Genomic DNA, 21950 nt, shown 5'->3' with positions numbered 1-21950 from the left:
ACTTTTGGTTCTTTTTGTCAAGAAAAAGAACAACAAATAATATTAATTAAAAATAATCATGAAATCCTTAGAAGGAAAGCCGACATTCGAAAGCTGATACAAATGATGAGTGATGAATTTCAGTTGTGAGGATAGTTAACTAGTTGAGTAGTTAAGTGGTTAAGTAGTTGAGTGGTTAAGTAGTTGAGTTGTTGAGTGGTTAAGTAGTTGAGTTGTTGAGTGGTTAAGTAGTTGAGTTGTCGAGTCGTTAAGTAGTTGAGTTGTCGAGTGGTTAAGTAGTTGAGTTGTCGAGTGGTTAAATAGTTGAGTTGTAAAAATAATGACAAAAACAGTTACAGCAGCGTCAAGCTACCGGCAGGCTAACGAAAGCTGAAAGCCGACATCCGAAAGCTGCTAGCACTATTTGCATCTTAAAAATATTTATCGTAATATTGCAATAAATAATAAGATCATGGGCGTTACCAGAACAGAAATATTTACGGAAGAGCAGAACAGAATAGCTGTTCTTTTGAAAGCAATGGCCCATCCCGCCCGTATTGCCATCTTGCAATACATCATGGCTTCAAAGACTTGTATCAATGGGGATCTGGTGGAAGAGCTGGGTTTGGCGCAAGCAACTATATCGCAGCATTTAAAAGAACTTAAAACAGCGGGATTGATACAGGGTACCATTGAAGGGGTCAGTGTCTGCTATTGCATTCACCCTGAAAATTGGCAGCTGCTGAAAGAAACAGTAGGCACTTTTTTAAATGGATATGTGCCGAACAACGAGTGCTGTTAAAAAATTTTTACCTATATATCGTTAAATTGCAATATTATGAATTCGAAGGAACTAATGACTTGGGGCGATTTCAAATCCCAATTGACAAGGAATGTAGAGGCTATTTTACAATTTCAGTACGCCGAAGATAAATGGGTGGATGCCTCATACCATATCACCGAGATTAAACAAGCGCCTATTACTTCGGTTGATTGTGGAGGTGTGATGAACGCCTGGACGGAGATTATTGTGCAGCTTTGGGAGCCGGCTTCGGACGGTTCGGAAAGAGCCATGAAGGTGGGTAAAGCCTTGTCGATTATTGAATTGGTAGAGAAGTCCCTTCCTTTAAATCCTGGCGGTATTGTTAAGATTGAATTTGGTAATTCGGAATTTGATACCCGTCAACTATTTCCGGGGAACTTGATTTTGAAAGGTGAAAACCTCGTAGTTGACCTTATTCCGGATGCTACGCAATGCAAAGCGATTGGGCGTGGTGGTAGTTGTGGTCCGAAGGATCAGAACGAAACATGCTGTGTGCCCGCTCAGGAAGAAGAAAGCCAAAATAGGATGGTCAATCTAGCGACTATCCAAAGTTGTACCCCCGGATCCGGATGCTGCTAAAACAAATTAACTAATGGAAATTAGTATCATTACTGAAACAGACTGGCCCGCAGTGCGTGCTATTTATCTACAGGGAATAGCAACCGGCCAGGCCACTTTTCAAACAGAAGCACCAAGTTGGGAGGATTGGGATCGATCGCATCTCAGGCATTCTCGTTTTTTAGCAAGCATTGATGGGAGCGTTGCGGGATGGGCGGCTCTTTCTCCGGTTTCAAGTCGTTGCGTTTATGCCGGTGTGGCGGAAGTAAGTGTATACGTACATGAAGATTACCGTGAAAAAGGTGTGGGTGATTTGTTGATGAATACACTCATAGAAAGTAGCGAAGCGCAAGGTCTCTGGACTCTTCAGTCCGGTATTTTCCCGGAAAATGAGGCAAGTATTCGCCTACATGAAAAGCATGGCTTTCGGAAATTGGGCTATCGGGAAAAGGTTGGTAAACACGAGAATACGTGGCGCGATACGATATTAATGGAACGTCGGAGTAAGACGGTAGGAATTGATTAAATAAAACAAAAAGAACAATGAAGAAAATTTTGGTATTATGTACCGGCAATAGTTGCCGCAGTCAGTTGGCAGAAGGTTATTTACGGCATTTTGCGCAAGGAAAGGCTGAGGTATACAGCGCGGGAATTGAAACGCACGGCGTTAATCCGAAAGCGATACAGGTCATGAAAGAGGACGGTATCGACATCTCCGGGCACACCTCCAATCATGTAGATGAATACAGCCATATTGATTTCGATTATGTCATCACCGTGTGTGACAATGCAAAGGAAAGCTGTCCTTACTTCCCTACCAAAGCGAAGCAGTTTCATCACAATTTTCCCGATCCGGCAAAGGCGGTGGGCACTTCAGAAGAAATCCTGAACGAGTTCCGGGCGGTCAGGGATCTGGTTAAAGCCTATATGAAGGATTTTATTGATGAACATGTTAATAACGAACGATATGTCAGCGAATAATTGCTCACCGATTGCGGGCCGTAAACAGTTAAGCTTTCTTGATCGTTATCTGACTTTATGGATTTTTCTCGCCATGGCCATCGGTGTTGGAATGGGTTATTTTATTCCGTCTACAGCGACTTTTATCAATTCCTACTCGAGTGGCACAACAAACATACCCTTGGCGATCGGCTTGATATTAATGATGTATCCGCCTTTGGCAAAGGTGAAGTATGAAAACTTAGGGAACGTATTTAAGGATGTAAAGGTGCTCAGTATCTCGCTGATTCTAAATTGGCTAATAGGCCCGCTACTGATGTTCTTTTTAGCCGTCACGTTTTTAAGAGATTATCCCGAATATATGATTGGCTTGATCTTGATCGGTCTGGCGCGTTGTATTGCTATGGTGGTGGTTTGGAATGAACTTGCTGAAGGAAACCGAGAATATGCAGCGGGGCTAATTGCGCTTAACAGTATATTCCAGGTACTGTTCTATAGCGTATTCGCTTATATTTTTATTACGGTACTCCCTCCTTTATTCGGAATTGAAGGGGTCGAAGTACACATTACCATCAGCGAAATAGCCAAAAGCGTGGGTATTTATCTGGGGATTCCTTTTGCCATGGGACTGATCAGTCGCTACGGGCTGATTGCTATGAAAGGAGAGCAATGGTTTCAGGACAAGTTTCTGCCTTTTATATCACCTATTACGCTGATTGCCTTGTTATTTACCATCGTGGTCATGTTCAGTCTAAAAGGCGAATTGATTGTGCAGATTCCGATGGATGTGGTTCGGATTGCCCTTCCTTTGGTTATTTATTTTACTTTTATGTTCATTTTCAGTTTCATGATCGGCAAACGTTTCGGAGCGGATTATTCAAAAAACACGTCGATCGCTTTTACAGCAACCGGAAATAATTTTGAGCTGGCTATTGCTGTAGCGATTGGGGTGTTCGGGATCAATTCGGGCCAAGCCTTTGCGGGAGTTATCGGCCCCTTGGTAGAGGTCCCCGCATTGATTGCCCTGGTTAATCTCGCATTTTGGTTTAGAAGGAAATATTATTGAGTTTTAGTTGAGTTGTTGAGTCGTTGAATAGTTGCGTAGGCTTTTCGTAAGTGATGAATGAATTGTGGAATAGTTGAGTGGGGAATAGTTAATAGTTAACAGTGAGTAGGGAATAGTTAATAGTGAGTAGGGAATAGTTACTAGGAGCTTTATGGGGCGTAAGACATGTTCTCAACTAACAAGTTCCCTTGTTCACTGAGGCAGTTGGATGGAGAGGATGAGTATATGAATGTGAACGTTGAGTAGCGGGTACCTGCCTACCGCTGGGCAGGCTAATGAAAGCCGACGGCTGGCAGCCGAAAGCAGATCGCCGAAATTTATTTTATATTCTTTAGTTTGCAGATTAGAAAGGGTATGAATACATTATTTGTGAAAAATATGGTCTGTAACCGTTGTATTATGGTGGTACAGCATGAACTGGATAAACTTGGCATCGCCGCTAAAAGCGTCAAATTGGGTGAGGTTAGTCTTACTGATGAATTATCGGTTGAACAGAAAGATGCATTAAAGCAGGCTTTGAATCCCTTAGGCTTTGAGTTAATTGACGACAAAAAAAGCCGCACCATTGAGAAGATAAAGAATATAATTATTGATTTGGTTCATCACAGGGATAATGATGCTAAAACGAATCTTTCAGATGTGCTAAGCGACAGATTGAACCATGATTATAATTACTTGTCTAACTTGTTTTCTGAAGTAGAAGGGACGACGATCGAAAAGTATTTTATTGCGCAAAAAATAGAAAAAGTAAAGGAGCTGCTGGTATATGATGAACTGTCGTTGAGCGAGATTGCTTACCGTCTGAATTATTCGAGTGTTGCCTATTTAAGTAATCAGTTCAAAAAAGTAACCGGACTTTCCCCAAGCCATTTTAAACAAATACGCGAGGATAAAAGAAAGCCTTTGGATAAAGTGTAATAATAGACTCTCCATTCCTTCAATTTAACAATCATTGCCGAAATTCCATAAGAAATAATGCGCCTCAGGGCTTGATGAACGATTTTTTTTAAGCCGATGGCTACCTGTGCAGCAAGGATATGACGTTGCCACTAATAACTTGGAATAACATCGAGAAACTAACAGTAAATCTCATAAATCAAACAAGAAATTGTACAACAAGGGGCATCAATATTGTACCGAAATTTGGCGTATTAAATAACACTAAATTTTAAAACAATGGAGAACAAAGAATATCAATTCAAAACCAATCTTAACTGTGGCGGATGTGTATCAAAAGTTCAACCGGATTTAGATAGTGCAGACGGTATCTGTCACTGGCATGTTGATACAGATAATGCAGACAAAATCCTTACCGTCAGTTCGAAGGGCATTACAAAGGATGAGGTAGTCGCGATCATCCAACGCAAGGGTTTCAAAGCCGAGCCGATAGCCTAACGATTTCGAAAGTAGTTTGAATGAGTAGAAATAGTTAAGTAGTTAAGTAGGAAAGTAGTTTTACCAGCAACCTTCAAGAATGTCCGGCCGTTAAGAGCCGGACATTCTTTTTTAATCGAACCAAACGTCGTTATCTAAAAGAAGCGAAGGGAAACTATTGTTCCGAGAGTGTTTTAACGGTTTCCAGTCCTTCGGTAAACCCTTTGCTCATCATATCCACCCATTCTTCTCCCACTTGTACGGACGCTTTCAGTGTAGTGAAGCCGTTGGTTTCAGAAAGGTGATATTCTTCTAATGAGCCTGCCCAGCTTTTAACCTGCTCGCTGGTGGTGTCTTCTTTACCATCCATTATTTCTCCAACGTGCTCGAATACCACGTCGTAGGGTTCGTTTTTACTTTTAATGGTACTTACCATGCCGTTGCCATTGTTATCCAGGAAAAGTGTTCTACCACCTACCTGCCAATCGCTTTGCATGCGGGAACCGCCATTTGGATTAAAAGCGTTTGTCCATTTTGAATAGGTGTCGTCATTCCAAAGTACATCCCAAACTTTTTGGGCGGGTGCTTTAATTTCTTTTGTGAATTCTAATGTTCTCATAAGTTTATTTTTATTTTATTTCAGACCTATTTTATTAATAACAAAACTATCGAAAAATTGAAAGAGATATTAGGGTATAAACGTCAAATTGTGAGGGGGATTGCGACTTATTGCAGGTGCCGGAGTTGTTGAGTAGCTCAGTGGTTGAGTTCTAGAATTGTCGTAATAGCAATAGTGCCTACATACAGGCAGGCTAACCAAAGCTGACTGCCGATATCCGAAATCCATAATTAGCCGATGAGCCGATTAGCCAATTTGATGATAGGGCCGGCACTGCCTAAAGCTGACTGCTGAAAGCTAATTTCTAAAACCTATTAACTAACCTTACTCCTCTTTTATTGCCTTAATTGGATTGCCGGTAGCGGCGATGAAGCTACGGATAAAAACAGTAGTCCCGGCAATAAAGAGCGTAACCAGCAAGCCGACCATAAAATGTAAAGGGCTTATTTTAATCTGATAGGCAAATTCTTGTAGCCAACTGTGCATAGCGTACCAGGCAATGGGTACGGCTATTACGAAGGAGATGCCGATCAATATGACAAAGTCTTTTAAAAAGAGCAGCACAATATTGTTTACTGATGCACCCAACACTTTGCGGACACCAATCTCTTTTACACGTTGGACGGCCATTAATGACACCAATCCGAGCAGCCCTACGCAGCTGATAACAATGGCAATAAACGTAAACACTTTAAAGGTATTATAGAGTGTTTGCTCGCGTTCATATAATCTTGCAAGCTTATTATCAATGAATTCATAATTGAATAAAGATTCGGGATTGAGCACTGACCATTCTCTGTTGATGGACGCGATGGTCTGTTTGATGTGGTTCGATTGAAGCTTCACACTTGCTTGCTGAAATCTTTCAGGATTGTAATAAAGAAAGCAAGCCCTGATTTTTTTATGCTTGGATTCGCTTTGAAAATCGGCCACCACGCCCTGAATTTCTGCCCGACGATCGCCTACTGTTATCTGCTGTCCCAACGCATCATTATAATTTTGTATTCCTAATCGGTTTACAAGGGTTTTATTGACGACAATTCTCAAAATACTGTCCTGCGGCATAATGCTCTTGGTAATAGGTAATCCAGTCAACATTTTTAGTCCAAACATGGAAAAATAATTTTCATCTACCACCTTCATTTCGGTTACATCTACTTCTTGCATGCCCAAATTCGGCGCAGAAAAAGGCATATAATTATTGTTGTAAGCCGGCGCAACGGAAGCAAAACTAAAGTCTTTAACACCGGGTTGGTTTGAAAGTAGCTGACGCAATCCCTCGGGGTTTTTCCTATATCAAAAGTGATAATGGATTCTTTATCAAAACCAATGTCTTTATTAAGAAAGAAATCCATCTGTTTGGCTACAATAAAGGTGCTTATAATGAGCAATTGAGTTACCAAAAACTGAATACCGATCAGTCCTCTTTTTAAGATGGTAGTTCCTTTAACGGCTGTTGAGAAAGACGCCTTTAAAATCTGCAATTGATTGAAACGCGACTGGATCAAGGCGGGGTATACGCCGGAGATCAAAATCGCGAATAGTGAAATAATAAAAAGGCCAATAAGAACATCTAGGTGTAAAAGCTGATTGGCGTTGATACGGGTACCAAAGAATCCTTCCGTATAAGGGATAAATAACAATAGACAACCTATTGCCAGTCCTAATGCAATGATCACTTGAATGACTATTTCTGAGAGCGCACTTTTAATAATCTGAATGGGCTTGGCACCGATTACTTTTCGGATGCCCACATCTTTGGAGCGTTTTAAAGCAAAAGCGGTAGCCATATTTACAAAATTAATGCAGGCGATTACTAAAATGAATAAACCAACTGCTGCTAAACCGTATATGCTTTTTTTAGACCGCGGCATACTGGTCTGGTTGAGATATCGTTGATCGTAATGTATATCGGTTAATGGTTGTAACAATAGCGTAGCTTTTTCTTTTTCAACGGCTTCGCGCCAATTTTTTTTAATAAAGGCCGGAAGCCTTTGCTCAACAGTGGCGGCGGATAGCTTTTCAGGTAAAGTAACGTATAGGTATCCTCCTTGTATCGACCAAAAATTGCTCGTTTCATCATGGAATGTTGCCCAAGAGACCAATGATTTAAAGGTTAAATGGGTATTACCGGGTAGGTCTTTAATAAGACCGGTTACCTTCAGTTCCCAATCGTTATCCATACGGATGGTCTGCCCGATAGGGTTCTGATCTCCGAAATATTGTTTTGCGGTGCTCTCGGTAAGTACAATCGTATTCGGTGCTTCCAAGGCTGAATTGGGATCACCTGCCAACCAAACTAAATCAAATATCTTGGCAAATTCATTATCGGCAGCGGCAACGTCTTTTAGGATAAAACGTTCGTGATTGATCTCGATCATACTTTCCCGCCAATAATAGTATTGTGAAACGTGTTCCAGCTCAGGAAAATCATTTCTGAGGGCGGGCGCAACGGCAAATGAAACACTTGGATTATAATCCAAACCCAACGACGTAACCCGGTAAGTTCTGGCTGCTTGCTTATGATATTGATCATAACTAAGCTCATTCCGAACAATGAGAAGGATTAATATGCAAGAGGCAAGCCCTAAGGCCAAGCCGAAAATATTAATGGCAGCATAAGATTTATAACGAGCTATGGATCGTATCGCTATCCGAAAATAATGTCTGAACATATCGTAATAAATTGGATGCTAAAATCAGCTCAAATAGGAAGCCATTTTATATAAACGATTGTAAGGCGATTCAAAGGCCATTTTATGCTGAAACGCTGTACGAATATGAACACTTGTTGTTCGGTTTTGTTAATAGGACGGTGGTTAAGTGGTGGGTAGGACTTTCCGGCAAGCAATTAAGTGAGACTCGAGAAAAACAATTAGGTTTTTAAATGGTAAATAAAAGGGGGAATGTAAAACGGAATAAACATTATGAAAACATGGATTAAGGAAGGTGCTTTTCACCTGAAAGAAAAACTAGGGCTAGGTGGTGTCGCTATCGGTACAGCGTTTGAAAAAATAAGCCATGACCAAGCGCAGGAAGTTTTAGCAAAGGCTTGGGACGTAGGTATACGTTACTACGATACTTCGCCTTGGTATGGGCTCACTAAAAGTGAGCGGGCTTTCGGAACGTTCTTAGGGGATAAAGTACGAGAAGATTTCGTTTTTTCTACTAAAGTAGGTCGGCTTTTCCGCGAGGTCCCTGAAAAGCAAGTTCCACCTACCATGTGGCAAGATCCTTTACCCTATGATTTTGAACATAACTATACTGCGGACGCAGTGAAGCGATCGCTGGACGATAGTTTGAAACGCACAGGATTAGATCGGATTGACATCGTTTTCGTGCATGATTTATCAGAAGATCAGGTGGGCGATCGATATCCTTATTTCCTGAAACAGGCGACAGAGGGCGCCTTCAAGGTGTTAAGCGATTATCGGGATCAGGGCATTATTAATGCTTGGGGTATGGGCGTTAATCAGATAGAGCCCATTCTTGATTGCATCGAGCGGGCCGATCCGGATATCTGCTTATCAGCCACGCAGTATTCTATTCTGGCACATGAAGACGCCGTTGACCGCCTTTTACCTGCCGTAAGAAAGGCCGGGGTACAACTGGTATCGGGCGCGGGCTATAATTCCGGATTTATAGCTGGACGCGATCGTTATAATTATAAAGAGGTTATTCCAAAAGGTTTTCGAGAAAAAAGGGATCGCATTGATGCGATTGCCAGGCGTCATGGGATCGACATCATCACGGCCGCTCTCCATTTTGTACTGGCAGCAGACGAGTTTGTATCCATCATTCCGGGCGCCAGCAAACCTGAACAGGTAATATCAAATGCGAAGGCTTTGGAAACACCGGTTCCTACCGCTTTTTGGCAAGAACTAAAAGCGGAAGGTTTGTTGTACGAGCAGGCACAGATACCGGTATAGCCATCACCGATGAGTTTTAATCGGGAACTAACAAAAATAATGTCGCCACGGTAGTGGTGTAACTGATTGATCAAATTTCTATGGCCATCATAGGTAAAATCATTAAGCAGGCAATTCATCTTTCGGAGGCGATTGGTACGGAGGCGGATCCGGTGAAAGAACAACAGCAGGTATTGAGGAAGCTATTAAATAAAGCCAAACATACCGCTTTCGGAAAACAATATGATTTTCAAAAGATCTTAACGCACAAATCTTTGATTCAAGCTTTTCAACAGGCGGTACCGATTTTTGATTATGATAAGTTGTATACTGAATGGTGGCATTACCTACTGGCCGGACATCAGAATGTTACCTGGCCAGGTGGACAGTCGTACTTTGCGATAAGCAGCGGCACCACAAGCAACAGTAAATACATACCTGTAACCGAGGATATGCTGGAAGCGATCCGTAGAGCGGGCATCCAACAAATAACAAGCTTAAAGAACTTTGACCTCCCACCCACATTTTTTGAAAAGCAAATATTGATGCTCGGTAGCAGTACTAACCTGATTCAAAAGGATGATCACCTGGAGGGGGAAATCAGCGGGATCAGTGCGGCAAATATTCCTTTTTGGTTTAGAAAGTTCTATAAGCCCGGAAGCGAAATTGCTTCGCTGGATAACTGGGAACAGAAAATAAGACAGATAGCAGAGCGGGCGCCCGAGTGGGATATTGGTAGCATTACGGGTATTCCGTCATGGACCGAACTGATGTTAAAGGAAATCATTTCTTTTAATAAATTGAATACCATTCATGATGTATGGCCGAATTTGGCAGTATATACTTCCGGTGGCGTGGCCTTTGAACCCTATCGGAAGAGTTTCGAGAAACTAGTTGCGAAACCACTTGTCTATATTGATACTTATTTGGCCTCCGAAGGCTACCTGGCTACGCAAAAACGTCCGGACGCCGACATGGCTTTGATTACGGATAATGGCGTATTCTTTGAGTTTGTGCCCTTCACTGAGGCAAATATGGAAAAAGACGGGACGATTAAACCGCAGGCGCAGGTGCTAAGTACTGCGGAGGTAGAAGAGAACGTGAATTATGTGCTCCTTATTTCGACCGTAGCGGGCGCCTGGCGCTATATGATTGGCGACACCGTGATGGTGACCAACAAAGAGATAATGGAGATTAAGATAAGTGGGCGTACCAAGCATTATTTAAATGTGGTGGGTGAGCAATTATCCGTTTACCAAATGAATGAAGCGATGCGTTTGGTGGAAAGGGAATTTAATACCACGATTGAAGAATTCACGGTTGCGGCTTTGGTGAACGATGGCGATTACAAAAATCGATGGATTCTGGGAACAACTAACCTATCGGCTGATGCCGCGAAAGTAGCCGATTACCTGGACAATCAATTACGTGCTTTGAACAAGAACTACGATGTGGCAAGAAACAAGGCGCTAAAATCGGTAGAGGTAAAACTGGTTCCTATTAACCATTTTTATGAGTGGAGTGCACAAACCAAGAAGCTCGGTGGACAGGTGAAGATACCAAGGGTGATGAAAGATAACGAGTTTTTGGCCTTAGAGAAGTTTTTGAATGCTTTAGGGTAGCTCCCGCTCTTCCTCTAATGCTTTAACTTGTTCTACAATTTCATCGGGCGAGGTATATAATCGGGCAATTCGATCTTTATAAGCTTGTGGTATATCCGCATGTTCGAGAATAAAGCGTTTTGTTTCTATGATATAGGCGCCCAAACCATGGTTTACCGCAAAGGTATCAGCGGTAAGTTCTGCGCGCTGAATGAACTTTTTTGAAAGCAGGTAGGAAATCCCAAAACCAATTATGCTCCAGGTACTTCTTGATTCATAATCCATAATATGCCCAAGTTCATGGCCAATCCATCCAATCATAATACTATCGGGGAGTTGATGGATCGGGATAGCGGTATGGGTGAGCCGAAACAGAGCGCTGATATTTATTTTGTAGATTCTGTTTTCTTTTTTCCGGAGCAATGATAAGGCCACCGGTTGGGCTTGCATAACCGATTTTTTGATGTGTTGTTTAAATTCGAAGCGAATGTGGGTGTTCTGTAGTTCCGGATAATAGGAAAGGGCTTTCAGTACATTTGCTTCGATGATTTTTGGTATTTCTTTATTTTTCTTGAAGTCGGCAAAGGAGGCGGTGTTACTGTTCAGCTGTAAAAGGTGGGTCATAAGTATAATATTGATAAAAGCACACATAATCGCGATTATTGATTTGTATTCGAAGCGCGAATGCTTCGTCGCGGGTCATAACAAAAAAAGCCGTCGGCTACTTTATTAACCAGCGGCTTTCCGAAATGTTTCGCGGAGCTAACGGTGATTGAAGTGGACGGTGGATAATAAGTCGATGTGACGAGGTTTTAAGCGAAGAATTATGAATTCGGAGTGATGAATAGTGGCAGTTGCAGTAGTACTACGCCGCTGATTGTTAATAGCCAAGAGAAATGATGCTTGCCTGCCGACAGGCAGGAGCTATGAGCGATAAGCTATGAGGTGCCTAACGCTTATAGCTTATCGCCAGCTTGTTGTAAACTTAATAATCAGTCGATTTGGTCAGAGCTTCCCATTGTTTATAGCTGGAGGCTAGGAGCTCTAGCTTACTAAAGGCACGTGCATAAGCATCGCTGCCCAGCAGTAAGTATACAGGCGGTTCGGGCATTTCAGCGAGCTCGATCATCGCCTTTGCCGCCTTTTCAGGATCGCCGGCCTGATGACCGTTCATCTGGGTATAGCGTTCATGTGAAGCTCTGATGTTAGCGTAAGCATCGATTTTTCTTTCTGACAACACAAGCGAATCGGTTTGCAGGAAATTGGTACGGAAGGCTCCCGGTGCAATAACCGTTACCTTGATGCCTAGCTCTTTAACTTCATCGGCCAATACTTCACTTAAACCGATTATGGCATGTTTTGCTGCGCCATAAACCGACCAGCCAATAGCCGGTGCAATACCTGCAATAGAGGAAATATTGATGATATGCCCTGAAGCTTGTGCGCGTAGGATGGGCAGTGCATGACGAATGACATTAATCGTTCCGAATACATTAATATCAAAACTGTCACGCGTTTCCTTGTCCGTTAATTCTTCGATACTACCGCCAATACCATAGCCGGCATTATTCACAACTACGTCTATTTGGCCGAAGGTTTGATGAGCCTGCCGGATGGCTGCGGCTACATCTTGATCACTGCTCAGATCTACCTGAAGTGGAAGAAAGGCTTCGCCTTTAAAATTTATCGCATTAATCAAGCTTGTGCTGTTTCGAGAAGTTGCAACCACTTGGTGGCCAATCTGTAATAATTGTTTCGCTAAAGCGAGTCCGAGGCCTTTAGAGGCCCCTGTAATAAACCATACTTTCTTATTTTCCATATTGTTTGTATTCATATGGCAAAGGTATAACGGACACAAGCGTAGCTGTTTGGGTGAATCAAACGGATGCTATTGAAATTCAAACAAGTCGGATGGAAGTAGGTGTAACTTTAGTTTGTTTCTTAAAGAAAGAGGTAAAATAGGACGGATGGGCGAAACCGAGGCTATAACTGATCTCGGAGATATTCCAGTTGGTATGTTTCAATAATGCCGTGGCTTCGGCTGCCATGCGCTCGGCGATGTGAGCGGTGGTTGTTTTTCCGGTTGTTAGTCGAACCGCACGGTTGAGATGGTTTACGTGTACGCCTAGCTTGTCAGCGAAATCACTTGGCGATCGCATTTGAATGGGCTGACCGGGTAAATCGATCGGAAACTGGCGTTCCAGTAAAGCCATAAATATGGAAGTGATTCTCGCATTGGTGTCCGGATGGTGGTATAGCTGTTCATGCGGTTCCATTTTCATAGCGCAATGAAGCAGTTCGGATACATAATTACGCAGCAGGTCGTACTTAAAGCGATAATCCGAATGCATCTCGTTCAGCATTTTCTCAAATAGGGTAGCTACTTCTAATTCCCGCGTTTCGTTTAAAGCATATACGGGTTTTCCGCCAGGTGTGAACATTGGCAAATCGTGGATTCCCTTTCGAAAACTTTCCGTGTAAAATGATTCTTTAAAAACGCAAAAGAATCCGGTGGACTGTTTATCTAAACGCTCAAAGCGATAGGGGACAGCCGGGTTGAAAAAAAGGAGTGTGCTGCCGGCAAAGGCGATGCTTTTATCGGCATAATGACAGCGGTGTTGCCCGTTAATAAGCATAATCTTGTAAAAGTCGTACCGAGCATAGGGCGAGGCCGCTGTACTGCTATTTCTACTGTCCGTTAAGCGGAAAACGTTAAAAGCTTCCACACCATTCGCGGATAGCGAAGGGTTTTTGTCGAATTTGCGGGCATAAAATGCTTCTAGACTTTGGATAGCTGGCATATACAAAAATACAGATTTTATCGTATTTCTTGGTTTCAACTTTATTGCGCGCGCTGTTTTCTCACTTATTTACAAAATAAAAACAGTCGCAACTATCTTTCTGAGGTTTTGTTAATTACATAATTTACCAGATCCATGAAGTTGTTCTTTTAAGGATCGGGTTTTTACGGATGTTGTAAAAAATGTAGGAAATGGAATACGAAGAAATACCGGTAGCGATTACACCACTTGAAGAAAGACGTTTTGATTTTGATTTGACGGAGAACCAGTCTTTCAACTATTATAGAATCACCTGTGATGGAAAGGTGCTTTACATTGACGAAAACTTCGACTATATTGAAGGGGATATGCCCGTTGAATGGCGAAAGCCTGCCATTGCGCGTTTGCAAACGCTTATCAAGGCAAGGGAACATCCTGATGGTCCGTGACCAAGGGATAACGGGACAGGATTCAGTGATAAGTTAAGAACCTCCACCTCCTTCAGTTTTAACCAAATTTTAGGGTCGAAACAAAGGGAGTGGAGATATATCTATTCTTTTATTCCCACGGGAAAATGGGATTATCTGTGTGTGCTTCTTGCATGAATCCGGCAATTTTTTTAACAATTTCAGGATGTTGGAAAGCGATGTTATTCTTCTCGGCTCTGTCGCTGATAGATCGTACAGCTCAATCGGTGCACCACCATCTGCCTTTACATTTAAGCGGACACCTTTCCATTTGCCGTAACGTACGGCCTGTTTACTGCCTTGTTCATGAAATTCCCAGTATAGATATTCATGCTGCTTTTGTGTTCCTTGTCCCTTTAGCGTATTTACGAATGAGATACCATCGGTAGATGCGGCAGTTGCTGCGCCGCCTAGTTCGGCGAACGTAGGGAAAATGTCCCAGAATGCGCCAATGAACTCGCTCTGTTGCCCCACACGGATTGCCTTTGGCCACTTGGCGACAAAGGGCACACGTATTCCGCCTTCATACAAGTCGCGTTTTATTCCACGAAGCCCTCCGGAACTTTGAAAGAAGGTAGGATCTGCTCCGCCTTCTTTGTGCGGGCCATTATCACTGGTGAAAATGATCAATGTATTTTCATCCAATCCTAAACTGCGTAATTTTTCCTCTATCTGGCCGACATATAAGTCCAACCGGGCCACCATTGCTGCAAAGGTAGCATGCGGATACTGTTGAGAAGCGTAGCCGCCGGATTTCGCACCCTTGCCATAGTCGAAGCCTTTGAAAGGCTTTTCCTCAAATTTACCTTTGTAATACTGAAAAATGCTATCGTCCGGTACCAAGAGCTCGGCATGGGGGAGGATATAGGGAAGAAAAAGGAAAAAGGGCCGGTCCTTATGCTCCTCGATAAAGCCAAGTGCCTGCTCTTGTATCAGATCGGGTGCATATTGCTTATGGTATTCCAGATCGCCATTTTCGGTTAAGACTACTTTCTCGCTATTGTCCCACAGATGGGTGGGATAATAACGGTGCGCTAACGACTGGCAGTTGTAACCGTAAAAGCGGTCGAAGCCCTGCTTGTTCGGATCGCCTTCGGAACCGACTGGGCCGAGGCCCCATTTACCGAAGGCGCCGGTTTGGTAACCCGCCTTTTTCAGCGTCTCCGCGATCGTCTCTACCGAATCAGGAATAGGGTATTGTCCTTCAGGCTCTACCCCGAGGTTGCCACGGATAAAGGTGTGACCGGTATGTTGCCCGCTCATCAGCGCGGATCTGGAAGGCGCACATACAGCGGTGCCGGCATAAAACTGATTGAAGCGAATTCCCTCTTTTGCCAGTCGGTCCAGATTCGGTGTGTTGATCAGCCGTTGGCCATTGAAGCCCACATCTCCATAACCAAGATCATCCGCTAGAATAAAAATAATATTTGGTTTTTTTTCCTGCGCTTTCGCATTAAATAGCAGGCATAGTGTCATTAGTAAGGGTAATAGCAAAAACTTCTTCATTCGATTATAATTGTTGTTGTGATGTATCCATGGTTGTTAGCGGCCATTGCTTAATTTCCATAACCGGGGTTTTGTGCCAATGCCGGATTCTCCTGTATGGCGATGGCCGGAATAGGCCAAAGATTATCCCGTTGCGGATCAAACCGTCTGGTATCGATGCGTTGCCCCTTGTCGTTGTAAATATCGCCATTAAGAACTTCTTGTGCAATGCCCCAGCGTCTTATATCGTAATAATAGAGCCCTTCTCCTGCCAATTCAATGCGTCGTTCATGACGTATTTCTCGTCGTAATTCGTCCTGCGATAAACTGGTGGATAATCCGGGCATCCCTATACGGGACCTTATTTGCTGTAAGGCATTGTAAACGGATTGATCTGGGCCGTAAGCTTCATTTTGTGCCTCCGCGTACATCAGCAAGACATCTGCATAACGTAGCAGGATATAGTTTAATTCGGATTGCCCATCCGGAATTGTCGCAGCTGGTATGTCGTCTTTAAATACCGTATATTTTTTCTGCCCATATCCTGTTCGCGGATATTGTCCCTCGGTCACCACCGCTCCCTTGAATAAACTGCCCTTAACAATTACCGTTGCCTGTAAGCGCGGGTCTCTATTTTCGTAAGGCTTGGCCGGATCATATAGGTTTGACTGACCGATGTTTTTTCCTTCGCGATCGTAATAGTCATTAACCAGATTAGGTAAGGGCCCGATGTTATTATACTGATCCAGGTTGATATCAAATCCGTGCGTAAATTCAGGAAACTTAAACTGTACATCAAATATGACTTCTTCATTTCCTTCATTTTCCAGGTAAAACAATCCGCGATAGTCCGGAAATAGTTGATAGTTGTTGGCGTCAATTACTTCTTTGGCGGTCTTGGCTGCCTCTTCCCACTGCCTCGCGTAAAGCAGTATGCGTGCTTTGAATGCCAGGGCGGCACCACTGGTAGCCCTTCCTTTTTCGTTGGCACCATAGCTTGCGGGTAGATCGGGAATGGCTTCATTCAGATCACGCAATAGCTGTGTATAAATTTCCTCGGCTGTGTTTCTGGGTAAATTCGATTGGGTGGCATCATTGGTTGCATCCAAAATAAGCGGCGCCCCTCCGAAAAGATTCCATAAAGGAAAGTAAAATACGGCCCGTAGGAATTTCGCCTCAGCAGTATAACGTTTACGCCTGCTTTCATCCATTTCAACCTTGCCGATATTAGCCAATAGGTTATTGGCTCGCCCGATACCTTGATAAGCTCCTTGCCAAACGGTATAAAATAGCGCCGTATTGGCATTGTGCTGCCCTTGTGCTACCAAATTGTAATCGCCCTGATAGCGGTAGGCGTTAGGCGACAGGTTTTCAAAATAAAGAGGTGTTGTACCACCATATAAACCATTATGCAGCAACGATGCGTATACACCGTTCAGGCTGGCAACCACGCGCTCTTCGGTTTCCCAGTAATTATCATCAGTATATCGGTCGGTAGGCTCCACATCAAGAAAAGAGGAGCAGCTACCAAAGCACAAAAGTAGGCTTCCTATTATGAAATATTTGCTAAATGTTTTCATTCTTATATAAAATCTATTCATGGTGAGGACAACATTAGAGGGTTAAATTTACCCCTGCGGTAATGGATTTATAGTTAGGGTAATCGATCATATTGGCTCGCGTCAGGTTCCGCTCTGGATCGCCTAATTTAAAGTCCGTAAAGGTTAAATAGTTCTGAGCGTTTACGAAAACCTTGAACCTTCGGATATGTAGACGTTCCAGCCAAGCGCCGGGTAAACTGTAAGCAAGTTGAATATTCTTAAGTCGCAAGTAGCTGGCATCTTTGATCCAGAAATCAGAGGTTAGAAAATTTTGCGGGTAACCGGAAGAGGTGGTAAGGATAGGTAGCCGCGCCCCGGGATTTTCGGGCGTCCACGAGTCGGTCAACCATTCGTTTGTTACACCTGCCCCGTTCCGATAAGGGAAGGCTAGATTGCCGTTGGCATAGGTGTCTACATCCGCTACTCCCTGAAAGAATAAATCAAGATCTACGTTTTTGTAGGAGCCGCTCAAGGTGAAACCGTAGGTATATTTAGGAATGCTATTGCCGATCACTATGCGGTCGTTATTATCGACGATACCGTCTTGGTTTTGGTCGACATAGCGGATATCACCGGGTCGGGTGTTGGCGGCCTGAAAGGCATGTTGTTCAATTTCGGCCTCGTTCTGAAAAATACCGGCCGACTGTAATCCGTAAAAGGCACTTATCGGATCGCCTTTTCTTATGATGGTAACACCATCGTAATAGATGTTACCTTTTACATCCAATACTTCATTTTTTAAGTAGGCTAGGTTTCCACCCACTCGATAGCGAAAATCGCCGATAGCGTCCTGATACGCTAAAGAGACTTCGATACCTTTGTTGGACACTTTTCCGATATTACGGAAAGGACCCGTTAAATTGCCTACCTGTGCAGGAACATTTACCTGTCTTAGGATTTCACTGGTCGTTTTATCGAACAAATCTAGTTGGAAGGCCAATTTTCCTTGTAAAATATCAAAATCGACACCAATATTGGTCATGGTGGTTTTCTCCCAGGAGATAGAGGGATCGGCAAGTTGGATAATGGCGGTTCCGGGTACCACATTGTTGTTAAAGCTGTAATTGTTTCCTAAGCTAATGGCGTTGACATAACTGTAGAGTGGTATGTTCTGATTGCCGAGTTGGCCCCAAGATGCGCGGAGCTTCAGGTTATCGATCCAGCTTGCTTCTGCTAAAAAGTTTTCTCTGTTCAGTCTCCAAGCGCCGGAGAAAGATGGAAATAGGCCCCAGCGTTTACCGTTGGCAAAGCGGGACGATCCGTCATAGCGCACATTCGCTTCGAATATATATTTGTCGCGAAAACTATAGTTTATCCGCCCGAAATACGACTGTAGGCGCGATTGCGATGAAGTGCCGCCCACCGCAGGTGCAGTACTTCCGGCATCCAGCTCGTTCAATTCATTGCCCAGGTAACCTTGGTTATAAGCGTCAAAATCGCTGTCGTCAAAACGCTCCATGCTGAATCCCGCTAAAGCATTGACGGAGTGATCACCAAACTGACGGGTAAAATTCAACGTATGGAAGTTGGTCAGGTTTACGCCTTCCGTTGCAATCTGTTTCACGCCGCGCGCCGGAATGTTACCCATGGGGGTGACAACTCCCGTTTTGGGGTTGGTCAATGAAATCTGCGGATAGGCATATTTCTCTCTGCCGAAAAAGATATTGGCAGCGGCGGTAATTTTATAAGTTAAATTAAGCGGAAGTTTAACTTCTGCAAAAACGTTGGCTAGTGTACGGTATCGATGATTTCTGCGAAAACCTTCATAAGAGAGGGCTAACGGGTTCCGGAAAAAATTATGGCCCGGGACGCGTACCCACTGATCGGCATAGCTTCCATCCTGCGCGTAGGGAACTTGCATGGGCAAACCTCTGTATAGGAGCCCCATGATGCCTCCTTCTCCATTGCCTTCGTCGGCGGTATAGGCGCTCTCGCGATCGTTCCAGAAAGTACCGGCCAGATTAGCGCCTATTTTTAACCAGGAATTGAGATCAGATTGTACATTGCTGTTCAAAGTATACTTCTTGGCATCAGTTGCGATAAGCACACCATCTTGATTCAAATAACCGAAAGATAGCGAGAAGGTAGTTTTTTCGCCACCACCGGATAATCGGAGATTATGTTCTTGGATGGGGGCATTTCTGTACATAACGTCGAACCAGTTCGTATTGGGATATATAAAGGGATCAGTTCCGTTGCGGTATTCATCTAACAGTTCCGTCCCATACTCTGCCGGTTTTCCTTCGTTGGTCAGTGCACGATTTATCCTTCCATGTACTGAATGGCGTTGGAAACAACATCCGGTTTAAAGGTTGCCCGCTGGGAACCGACGTAAATGTTATAGTCTACTTGGAACTGGCCTTTTTGTCCGGTTTTTGTTTTTACGAGGATCACGCCATTTGCCGCTCGGTTACCGTAGATGGCGGCGGAGGCGGCATCTTTCAATACCGATATGCTTTCGATATCGTTCGGGTTCACTTCACTTAGTGGGTATTCAATTCCATCCACCAGCACCAAGGGATTGTTATTATTCAATGTACCGACGCCTCGTATACGAATGGTGTTTCCTTCCGCTCCGGGACGTCCCTTATTCTGATTAACATAAACGCCGTTAGCTCCCTGAAGGGCCTGTGTAGAATTAGTGATCGGTCTGTTGGAAAGGAATTTCGAATCTACGGTAGCCACCGCGCCGGTAAGCGTGCTTTTCTTTTGGGTGCCGTAGCCGACCACCACAACGTCTTCGAGTTCATTTAAATCAGGCTCTAATTGAACAACGATGTCACTGCTATTCACTACGAGCTTGACGGTCTTATAACCTACATAGCTGGCAATTAACGTGTAGGGAAATTTTTGGCCGGTTACGAAGTTAAATCGTCCGTTTCCATCGGATGTTGCCCGGTGCGTGGTGCCTTCCAGGGTAAGGGTAGCCCCTGCGACGGCTTCGCCCGTATGGGCGTCCTGTACTTTACCGCTGAGGGTTGAGTTGATAAGGGGTTTGGTTTGCTGTGCGCGAAGTGTGACATAGCTTCCTATGAACAGCAAGAATAAAGGAATAAGGCTTTTGGGCCTTGTTCTAACAAGTAAAATCATTTTTTCGATATGGTTAAGTTCAAGTAAACAATACAGGTCTTTTTCCCTGCTGCCAGACTGTAAAAAGTCGTAGCAAAAATAGAATAAAATATATAATACACAAACTATATAGATTTAGTAGTTATTTAAAAATAAAAATATGCCGCACCCCAACTTGGTGTCGGCATCATAGTAATATATTATCAAGACCGCATACTTCCCTCGTTCAACGCTTATTCCTGAATCAATTCTTCCAGCTGCTTATTGAATTTATCGGATGCATAGTTGGCAAAACCGGTATGATGAAATCTTATTTTCCCATTCTTATCCAGTACGACAGTTGTAGGCAACGTTCCGGCGTAAATAGAGGCCGGAACATTGCCTTTTGCCCTATAGATGGGTATGGAGTACTTTTCTCTCTTTAAATAAGTGTATGCTGTAGCTAAATCTTTATCTTCATTAATCGTCAAAAAGAAAATAGCGGGATGCTCTTTGAAATTTGCATAGAGCTTTTCTATCGATGGAAATTCTGCCCTGCATGGCGGGCACCAGGAAGCCCAAAAATTAATAAATACCACTTTGCCTCGTAGTGAGGAGGTGTTTTGAATACGCCCTTTGTCGTCTTCAAAGTCAAAATCAACAATCGATTGATCTGTGGCATCGAAACTCTTTTGGTCTATCGAGGCATTAAACAATCCGGTAAGCATAAGCTGCCGAAGCACCATCGATTTTGCTCCGGTACTGATCAGCATGGTCAACGCAATAATTCCCATTAGGATAGAAAACGCATTTTTTCGGACAAATTGCCAAAACTTATTTGCTGACGATTTTTCCGTTGAAATCTCCTTATTATTAAACATAGTTCGTTTCTATTTACTTTTGTTAATGCTTATTCATCACTTTTAATCAACGCATTCAAGGCTGTTACCATTTGAGGATCTGCATAATCCCGACCACCTTCCATGCGGGCAATTAGATTCCCCTTTTTGTCTAGTATTACCGTTGTTGGAATGGCATCTCCCAAAAAACTTGGTGGTATTTCACTGGCGGGAACATACACCGGTAAGTCGTACTGATTTTTTTCCATAAAGCCGGTCGATTTTTTGATATTCGCATCGACGTCTACCATCAGGAATACAATATGGTCATTACCATTAAAAGACTGCTTTAATTTATTAATGGAGGGCATTTCCTGTATACAGGGAGGGCACCAGGTTGCCCAAAAATTAATGAATACCACTTTGCCTTTTAGTGAACTTAATGATACGGTTTTACCCTTTTGATCCTGAAATATCAGATCTGCCGTTTGGCTCATGCTTGAAGCTTGTGTTTCGCTATGTCCTTTCGTAGGATTTTTTTCTTCATGTGTTGCGTTGTTCCCACAGGCCATTATAAAAATCGTTACCATAACCAACGCGCCTGTGCGGATTGCCGGATTTATAAATTGTGTCTTCATGACCGCTTATTTAAATAATTATTACTTCTTGTAAAGTGCTGATGATCTAAAATGAATAAAGTTGTTGTCTATTGATGCCTTGCAGCTAATAGAAAAAAGAGAAAGGGAAGTGGTATTAAATGACGAGTTTTCGGTATTGAAGAAAGAGAGGAACAATATTAGGAACTTTTAGTTTCCTATAAAACAGATTAGATTGACCTTTAT

23 protein-coding genes are annotated in these 21950 nt (G+C 43.2%); 10 read left to right on the top strand and 13 right to left on the bottom strand.

The window, feature by feature from the left end:
• Positions 1–119 precede the first annotated feature (119 nt).
• Positions 120–326, bottom strand: coding sequence for a hypothetical protein (locus QT327_RS28475; RefSeq protein WP_502910521.1), 207 nt, complete (start codon positions 324–326; stop codon positions 120–122).
• 125 nt (positions 327–451) lie between these two features.
• Between QT327_RS28475 and QT327_RS04475 the strand changes: the two genes are divergently transcribed.
• The 7 genes from QT327_RS04475 (at position 452) to QT327_RS04445 (ending at position 4781) form a co-directional block, all read left to right on the top strand.
• Complete coding sequence (locus QT327_RS04475) at positions 452–781, top strand: ArsR/SmtB family transcription factor (RefSeq protein ID WP_289552151.1); 330 nt, start codon at positions 452–454, stop codon at positions 779–781.
• Between the two features lie 36 nt (positions 782–817).
• Positions 818–1381 carry a DUF6428 family protein gene (locus tag QT327_RS04470; RefSeq protein WP_289552149.1) on the top strand — a complete coding sequence of 188 codons (564 nt, stop codon included), beginning with the start codon at positions 818–820 and terminating at the stop codon, positions 1379–1381.
• Between the two features lie 13 nt (positions 1382–1394).
• Positions 1395–1886 (top strand): GNAT family N-acetyltransferase, encoded by a 492-nt coding sequence (locus QT327_RS04465; RefSeq protein ID WP_289552148.1) that lies wholly within the window; start codon positions 1395–1397, stop codon positions 1884–1886.
• Between the two features lie 17 nt (positions 1887–1903).
• Complete coding sequence (locus QT327_RS04460; RefSeq protein WP_130856716.1) at positions 1904–2341, top strand: arsenate reductase ArsC; 438 nt, start codon at positions 1904–1906, stop codon at positions 2339–2341.
• Complete coding sequence (gene arsB, locus QT327_RS04455; protein ID WP_289552146.1) at positions 2328–3386, top strand: ACR3 family arsenite efflux transporter; 1059 nt, start codon at positions 2328–2330, stop codon at positions 3384–3386. Before QT327_RS04460 ends, arsB begins: the two co-directional genes overlap by 14 nt.
• A gap of 354 nt (positions 3387–3740) precedes the next feature.
• A complete protein-coding gene (locus QT327_RS04450; protein WP_130856718.1) occupies positions 3741–4304 on the top strand; it encodes a helix-turn-helix domain-containing protein in 564 nt (187 codons plus the stop codon).
• A gap of 258 nt (positions 4305–4562) precedes the next feature.
• Complete coding sequence (locus QT327_RS04445) at positions 4563–4781, top strand: heavy-metal-associated domain-containing protein (protein ID WP_130856719.1); 219 nt, start codon at positions 4563–4565, stop codon at positions 4779–4781.
• Positions 4782–4935: 154 nt separating this feature from the next.
• Here the strand turns inward: QT327_RS04445 and QT327_RS04440 are convergent, their stop codons facing one another.
• The 3 genes from QT327_RS04440 to QT327_RS04430 form a co-directional block, all read right to left on the bottom strand.
• Positions 4936–5379, bottom strand: coding sequence for an SRPBCC family protein (locus QT327_RS04440; protein WP_130856720.1), 444 nt, complete (start codon positions 5377–5379; stop codon positions 4936–4938).
• A gap of 324 nt (positions 5380–5703) precedes the next feature.
• On the bottom strand, positions 5704–6573 hold the full coding sequence (locus QT327_RS04435) for an ABC transporter permease (RefSeq protein ID WP_289552144.1): 870 nt from the start codon (positions 6571–6573) through the stop codon (positions 5704–5706).
• Complete coding sequence (locus tag QT327_RS04430) at positions 6534–8054, bottom strand: ABC transporter permease (protein ID WP_289552142.1); 1521 nt, start codon at positions 8052–8054, stop codon at positions 6534–6536. Before QT327_RS04430 ends, QT327_RS04435 begins: the two co-directional genes overlap by 40 nt.
• Positions 8055–8306: 252 nt before the next feature.
• Here QT327_RS04430 and QT327_RS04425 point away from each other — a divergent pair, with 252 nt between their 5' ends.
• Both QT327_RS04425 and QT327_RS04420 read left to right on the top strand, forming a co-directional pair.
• On the top strand, positions 8307–9308 hold the full coding sequence (locus QT327_RS04425) for an aldo/keto reductase (RefSeq protein ID WP_289552141.1): 1002 nt from the start codon (positions 8307–8309) through the stop codon (positions 9306–9308).
• A gap of 80 nt (positions 9309–9388) precedes the next feature.
• Positions 9389–10909: a GH3 family acyl-acid amido synthetase gene (locus QT327_RS04420; RefSeq protein WP_289552140.1), complete on the top strand. Its 1521-nt coding sequence runs from the start codon at positions 9389–9391 to the stop codon at positions 10907–10909.
• Here the strand turns inward: QT327_RS04420 and QT327_RS04415 are convergent.
• The 3 genes from QT327_RS04415 to QT327_RS04405 all read right to left on the bottom strand — a co-directional run bounded on the left by QT327_RS04415 (position 10901) and on the right by QT327_RS04405 (position 13689).
• Positions 10901–11512 carry a hypothetical protein gene (locus QT327_RS04415; protein WP_289552139.1) on the bottom strand — a complete coding sequence of 204 codons (612 nt, stop codon included), beginning with the start codon at positions 11510–11512 and terminating at the stop codon, positions 10901–10903. The two genes, QT327_RS04420 and QT327_RS04415, sit on opposite strands and share 9 nt — an antisense overlap.
• 361 nt (positions 11513–11873) lie before the next feature.
• The gene (locus tag QT327_RS04410; RefSeq protein ID WP_130856724.1) at positions 11874–12722 is read right to left on the bottom strand and encodes an oxidoreductase; all 849 of its coding nucleotides are present in this window, start codon (positions 12720–12722) and stop codon (positions 11874–11876) included.
• A 64-nt stretch (positions 12723–12786) separates the two neighbouring features.
• Entirely contained in the window at positions 12787–13689 is a 903-nt protein-coding gene (locus QT327_RS04405; RefSeq protein WP_130856725.1) for a helix-turn-helix domain-containing protein, read from the bottom strand.
• A gap of 191 nt (positions 13690–13880) precedes the next feature.
• Here QT327_RS04405 and QT327_RS04400 point away from each other — a divergent pair, with 191 nt between their 5' ends.
• The gene (locus QT327_RS04400) at positions 13881–14117 is read left to right on the top strand and encodes a hypothetical protein (RefSeq protein WP_130856726.1); all 237 of its coding nucleotides are present in this window, start codon (positions 13881–13883) and stop codon (positions 14115–14117) included.
• Between the two features lie 69 nt (positions 14118–14186).
• On the opposite strand, the gene QT327_RS04395 is transcribed toward QT327_RS04400, so the two are convergent.
• The 6 genes from QT327_RS04395 to QT327_RS04370 all read right to left on the bottom strand — a co-directional run bounded on the left by QT327_RS04395 (position 14187) and on the right by QT327_RS04370 (position 21746).
• Positions 14187–15641 carry an arylsulfatase gene (locus QT327_RS04395; protein WP_289552137.1) on the bottom strand — a complete coding sequence of 485 codons (1455 nt, stop codon included), beginning with the start codon at positions 15639–15641 and terminating at the stop codon, positions 14187–14189.
• A 50-nt stretch (positions 15642–15691) separates the two neighbouring features.
• Positions 15692–17200 (bottom strand): RagB/SusD family nutrient uptake outer membrane protein, encoded by a 1509-nt coding sequence (locus tag QT327_RS04390; RefSeq protein WP_242627241.1) that lies wholly within the window; start codon positions 17198–17200, stop codon positions 15692–15694.
• Positions 17201–17234: 34 nt separating this feature from the next.
• A complete protein-coding gene (locus tag QT327_RS04385) occupies positions 17235–19436 on the bottom strand; it encodes a SusC/RagA family TonB-linked outer membrane protein (RefSeq protein WP_289554403.1) in 2202 nt (733 codons plus the stop codon).
• A 47-nt stretch (positions 19437–19483) separates the two neighbouring features.
• Positions 19484–20311 (bottom strand): TonB-dependent receptor plug domain-containing protein, encoded by an 828-nt coding sequence (locus tag QT327_RS04380; RefSeq protein WP_289552136.1) that lies wholly within the window; start codon positions 20309–20311, stop codon positions 19484–19486.
• A 212-nt stretch (positions 20312–20523) separates the two neighbouring features.
• Entirely contained in the window at positions 20524–21150 is a 627-nt protein-coding gene (locus tag QT327_RS04375) for a TlpA family protein disulfide reductase (protein WP_289552135.1), read from the bottom strand.
• A gap of 29 nt (positions 21151–21179) precedes the next feature.
• On the bottom strand, positions 21180–21746 hold the full coding sequence (locus tag QT327_RS04370) for a TlpA family protein disulfide reductase (protein ID WP_149106043.1): 567 nt from the start codon (positions 21744–21746) through the stop codon (positions 21180–21182).
• Positions 21747–21950: the final 204 nt, after the last annotated feature.

This window comes from Olivibacter sp. 47, assembly GCF_030372825.1.
Lineage (GTDB): Bacteria > Bacteroidota > Bacteroidia > Sphingobacteriales > Sphingobacteriaceae > Olivibacter > Olivibacter oleidegradans.
This window is presented reverse-complemented; position numbering and strand designations above follow the sequence as displayed.

What these genes read in the sequence shown, in the direction of transcription:
- QT327_RS04475 (WP_289552151.1), top strand. Translation starts at nt 452, where the DNA reads ATGGGCGTTACCAGAACAGAAATATTTACGGAAGAGCAGAACAGAATA.
- QT327_RS04405 (WP_130856725.1), bottom strand. Translation starts at nt 13,689, where the DNA reads ATGCCAGCTATCCAAAGTCTAGAAGCATTTTATGCCCGCAAATTCGAC.
- QT327_RS04420 (WP_289552140.1), top strand. Translation starts at nt 9,389, where the DNA reads ATGGCCATCATAGGTAAAATCATTAAGCAGGCAATTCATCTTTCGGAG.
- QT327_RS04425 (WP_289552141.1), top strand. Translation starts at nt 8,307, where the DNA reads ATGAAAACATGGATTAAGGAAGGTGCTTTTCACCTGAAAGAAAAACTA.
- QT327_RS04415 (WP_289552139.1), bottom strand. Translation starts at nt 11,512, where the DNA reads ATGACCCACCTTTTACAGCTGAACAGTAACACCGCCTCCTTTGCCGAC.
- QT327_RS04400 (WP_130856726.1), top strand. Translation starts at nt 13,881, where the DNA reads ATGGAATACGAAGAAATACCGGTAGCGATTACACCACTTGAAGAAAGA.
- arsB (WP_289552146.1), top strand. Translation starts at nt 2,328, where the DNA reads ATGTCAGCGAATAATTGCTCACCGATTGCGGGCCGTAAACAGTTAAGC.
- QT327_RS04470 (WP_289552149.1), top strand. Translation starts at nt 818, where the DNA reads ATGAATTCGAAGGAACTAATGACTTGGGGCGATTTCAAATCCCAATTG.
- QT327_RS04450 (WP_130856718.1), top strand. Translation starts at nt 3,741, where the DNA reads ATGAATACATTATTTGTGAAAAATATGGTCTGTAACCGTTGTATTATG.
- QT327_RS04435 (WP_289552144.1), bottom strand. Translation starts at nt 6,573, where the DNA reads ATGCCTTTTTCTGCGCCGAATTTGGGCATGCAAGAAGTAGATGTAACC.
- QT327_RS04430 (WP_289552142.1), bottom strand. Translation starts at nt 8,054, where the DNA reads ATGTTCAGACATTATTTTCGGATAGCGATACGATCCATAGCTCGTTAT.
- QT327_RS04460 (WP_130856716.1), top strand. Translation starts at nt 1,904, where the DNA reads ATGAAGAAAATTTTGGTATTATGTACCGGCAATAGTTGCCGCAGTCAG.
- QT327_RS04370 (WP_149106043.1), bottom strand. Translation starts at nt 21,746, where the DNA reads ATGAAGACACAATTTATAAATCCGGCAATCCGCACAGGCGCGTTGGTT.
- QT327_RS04445 (WP_130856719.1), top strand. Translation starts at nt 4,563, where the DNA reads ATGGAGAACAAAGAATATCAATTCAAAACCAATCTTAACTGTGGCGGA.
- QT327_RS04465 (WP_289552148.1), top strand. Translation starts at nt 1,395, where the DNA reads ATGGAAATTAGTATCATTACTGAAACAGACTGGCCCGCAGTGCGTGCT.
- QT327_RS04390 (WP_242627241.1), bottom strand. Translation starts at nt 17,200, where the DNA reads ATGAAAACATTTAGCAAATATTTCATAATAGGAAGCCTACTTTTGTGC.
- QT327_RS04395 (WP_289552137.1), bottom strand. Translation starts at nt 15,641, where the DNA reads ATGAAGAAGTTTTTGCTATTACCCTTACTAATGACACTATGCCTGCTA.
- QT327_RS04375 (WP_289552135.1), bottom strand. Translation starts at nt 21,150, where the DNA reads ATGTTTAATAATAAGGAGATTTCAACGGAAAAATCGTCAGCAAATAAG.
- QT327_RS04380 (WP_289552136.1), bottom strand. Translation starts at nt 20,311, where the DNA reads ATGATTTTACTTGTTAGAACAAGGCCCAAAAGCCTTATTCCTTTATTC.
- QT327_RS04410 (WP_130856724.1), bottom strand. Translation starts at nt 12,722, where the DNA reads ATGAATACAAACAATATGGAAAATAAGAAAGTATGGTTTATTACAGGG.
- QT327_RS04440 (WP_130856720.1), bottom strand. Translation starts at nt 5,379, where the DNA reads ATGAGAACATTAGAATTCACAAAAGAAATTAAAGCACCCGCCCAAAAA.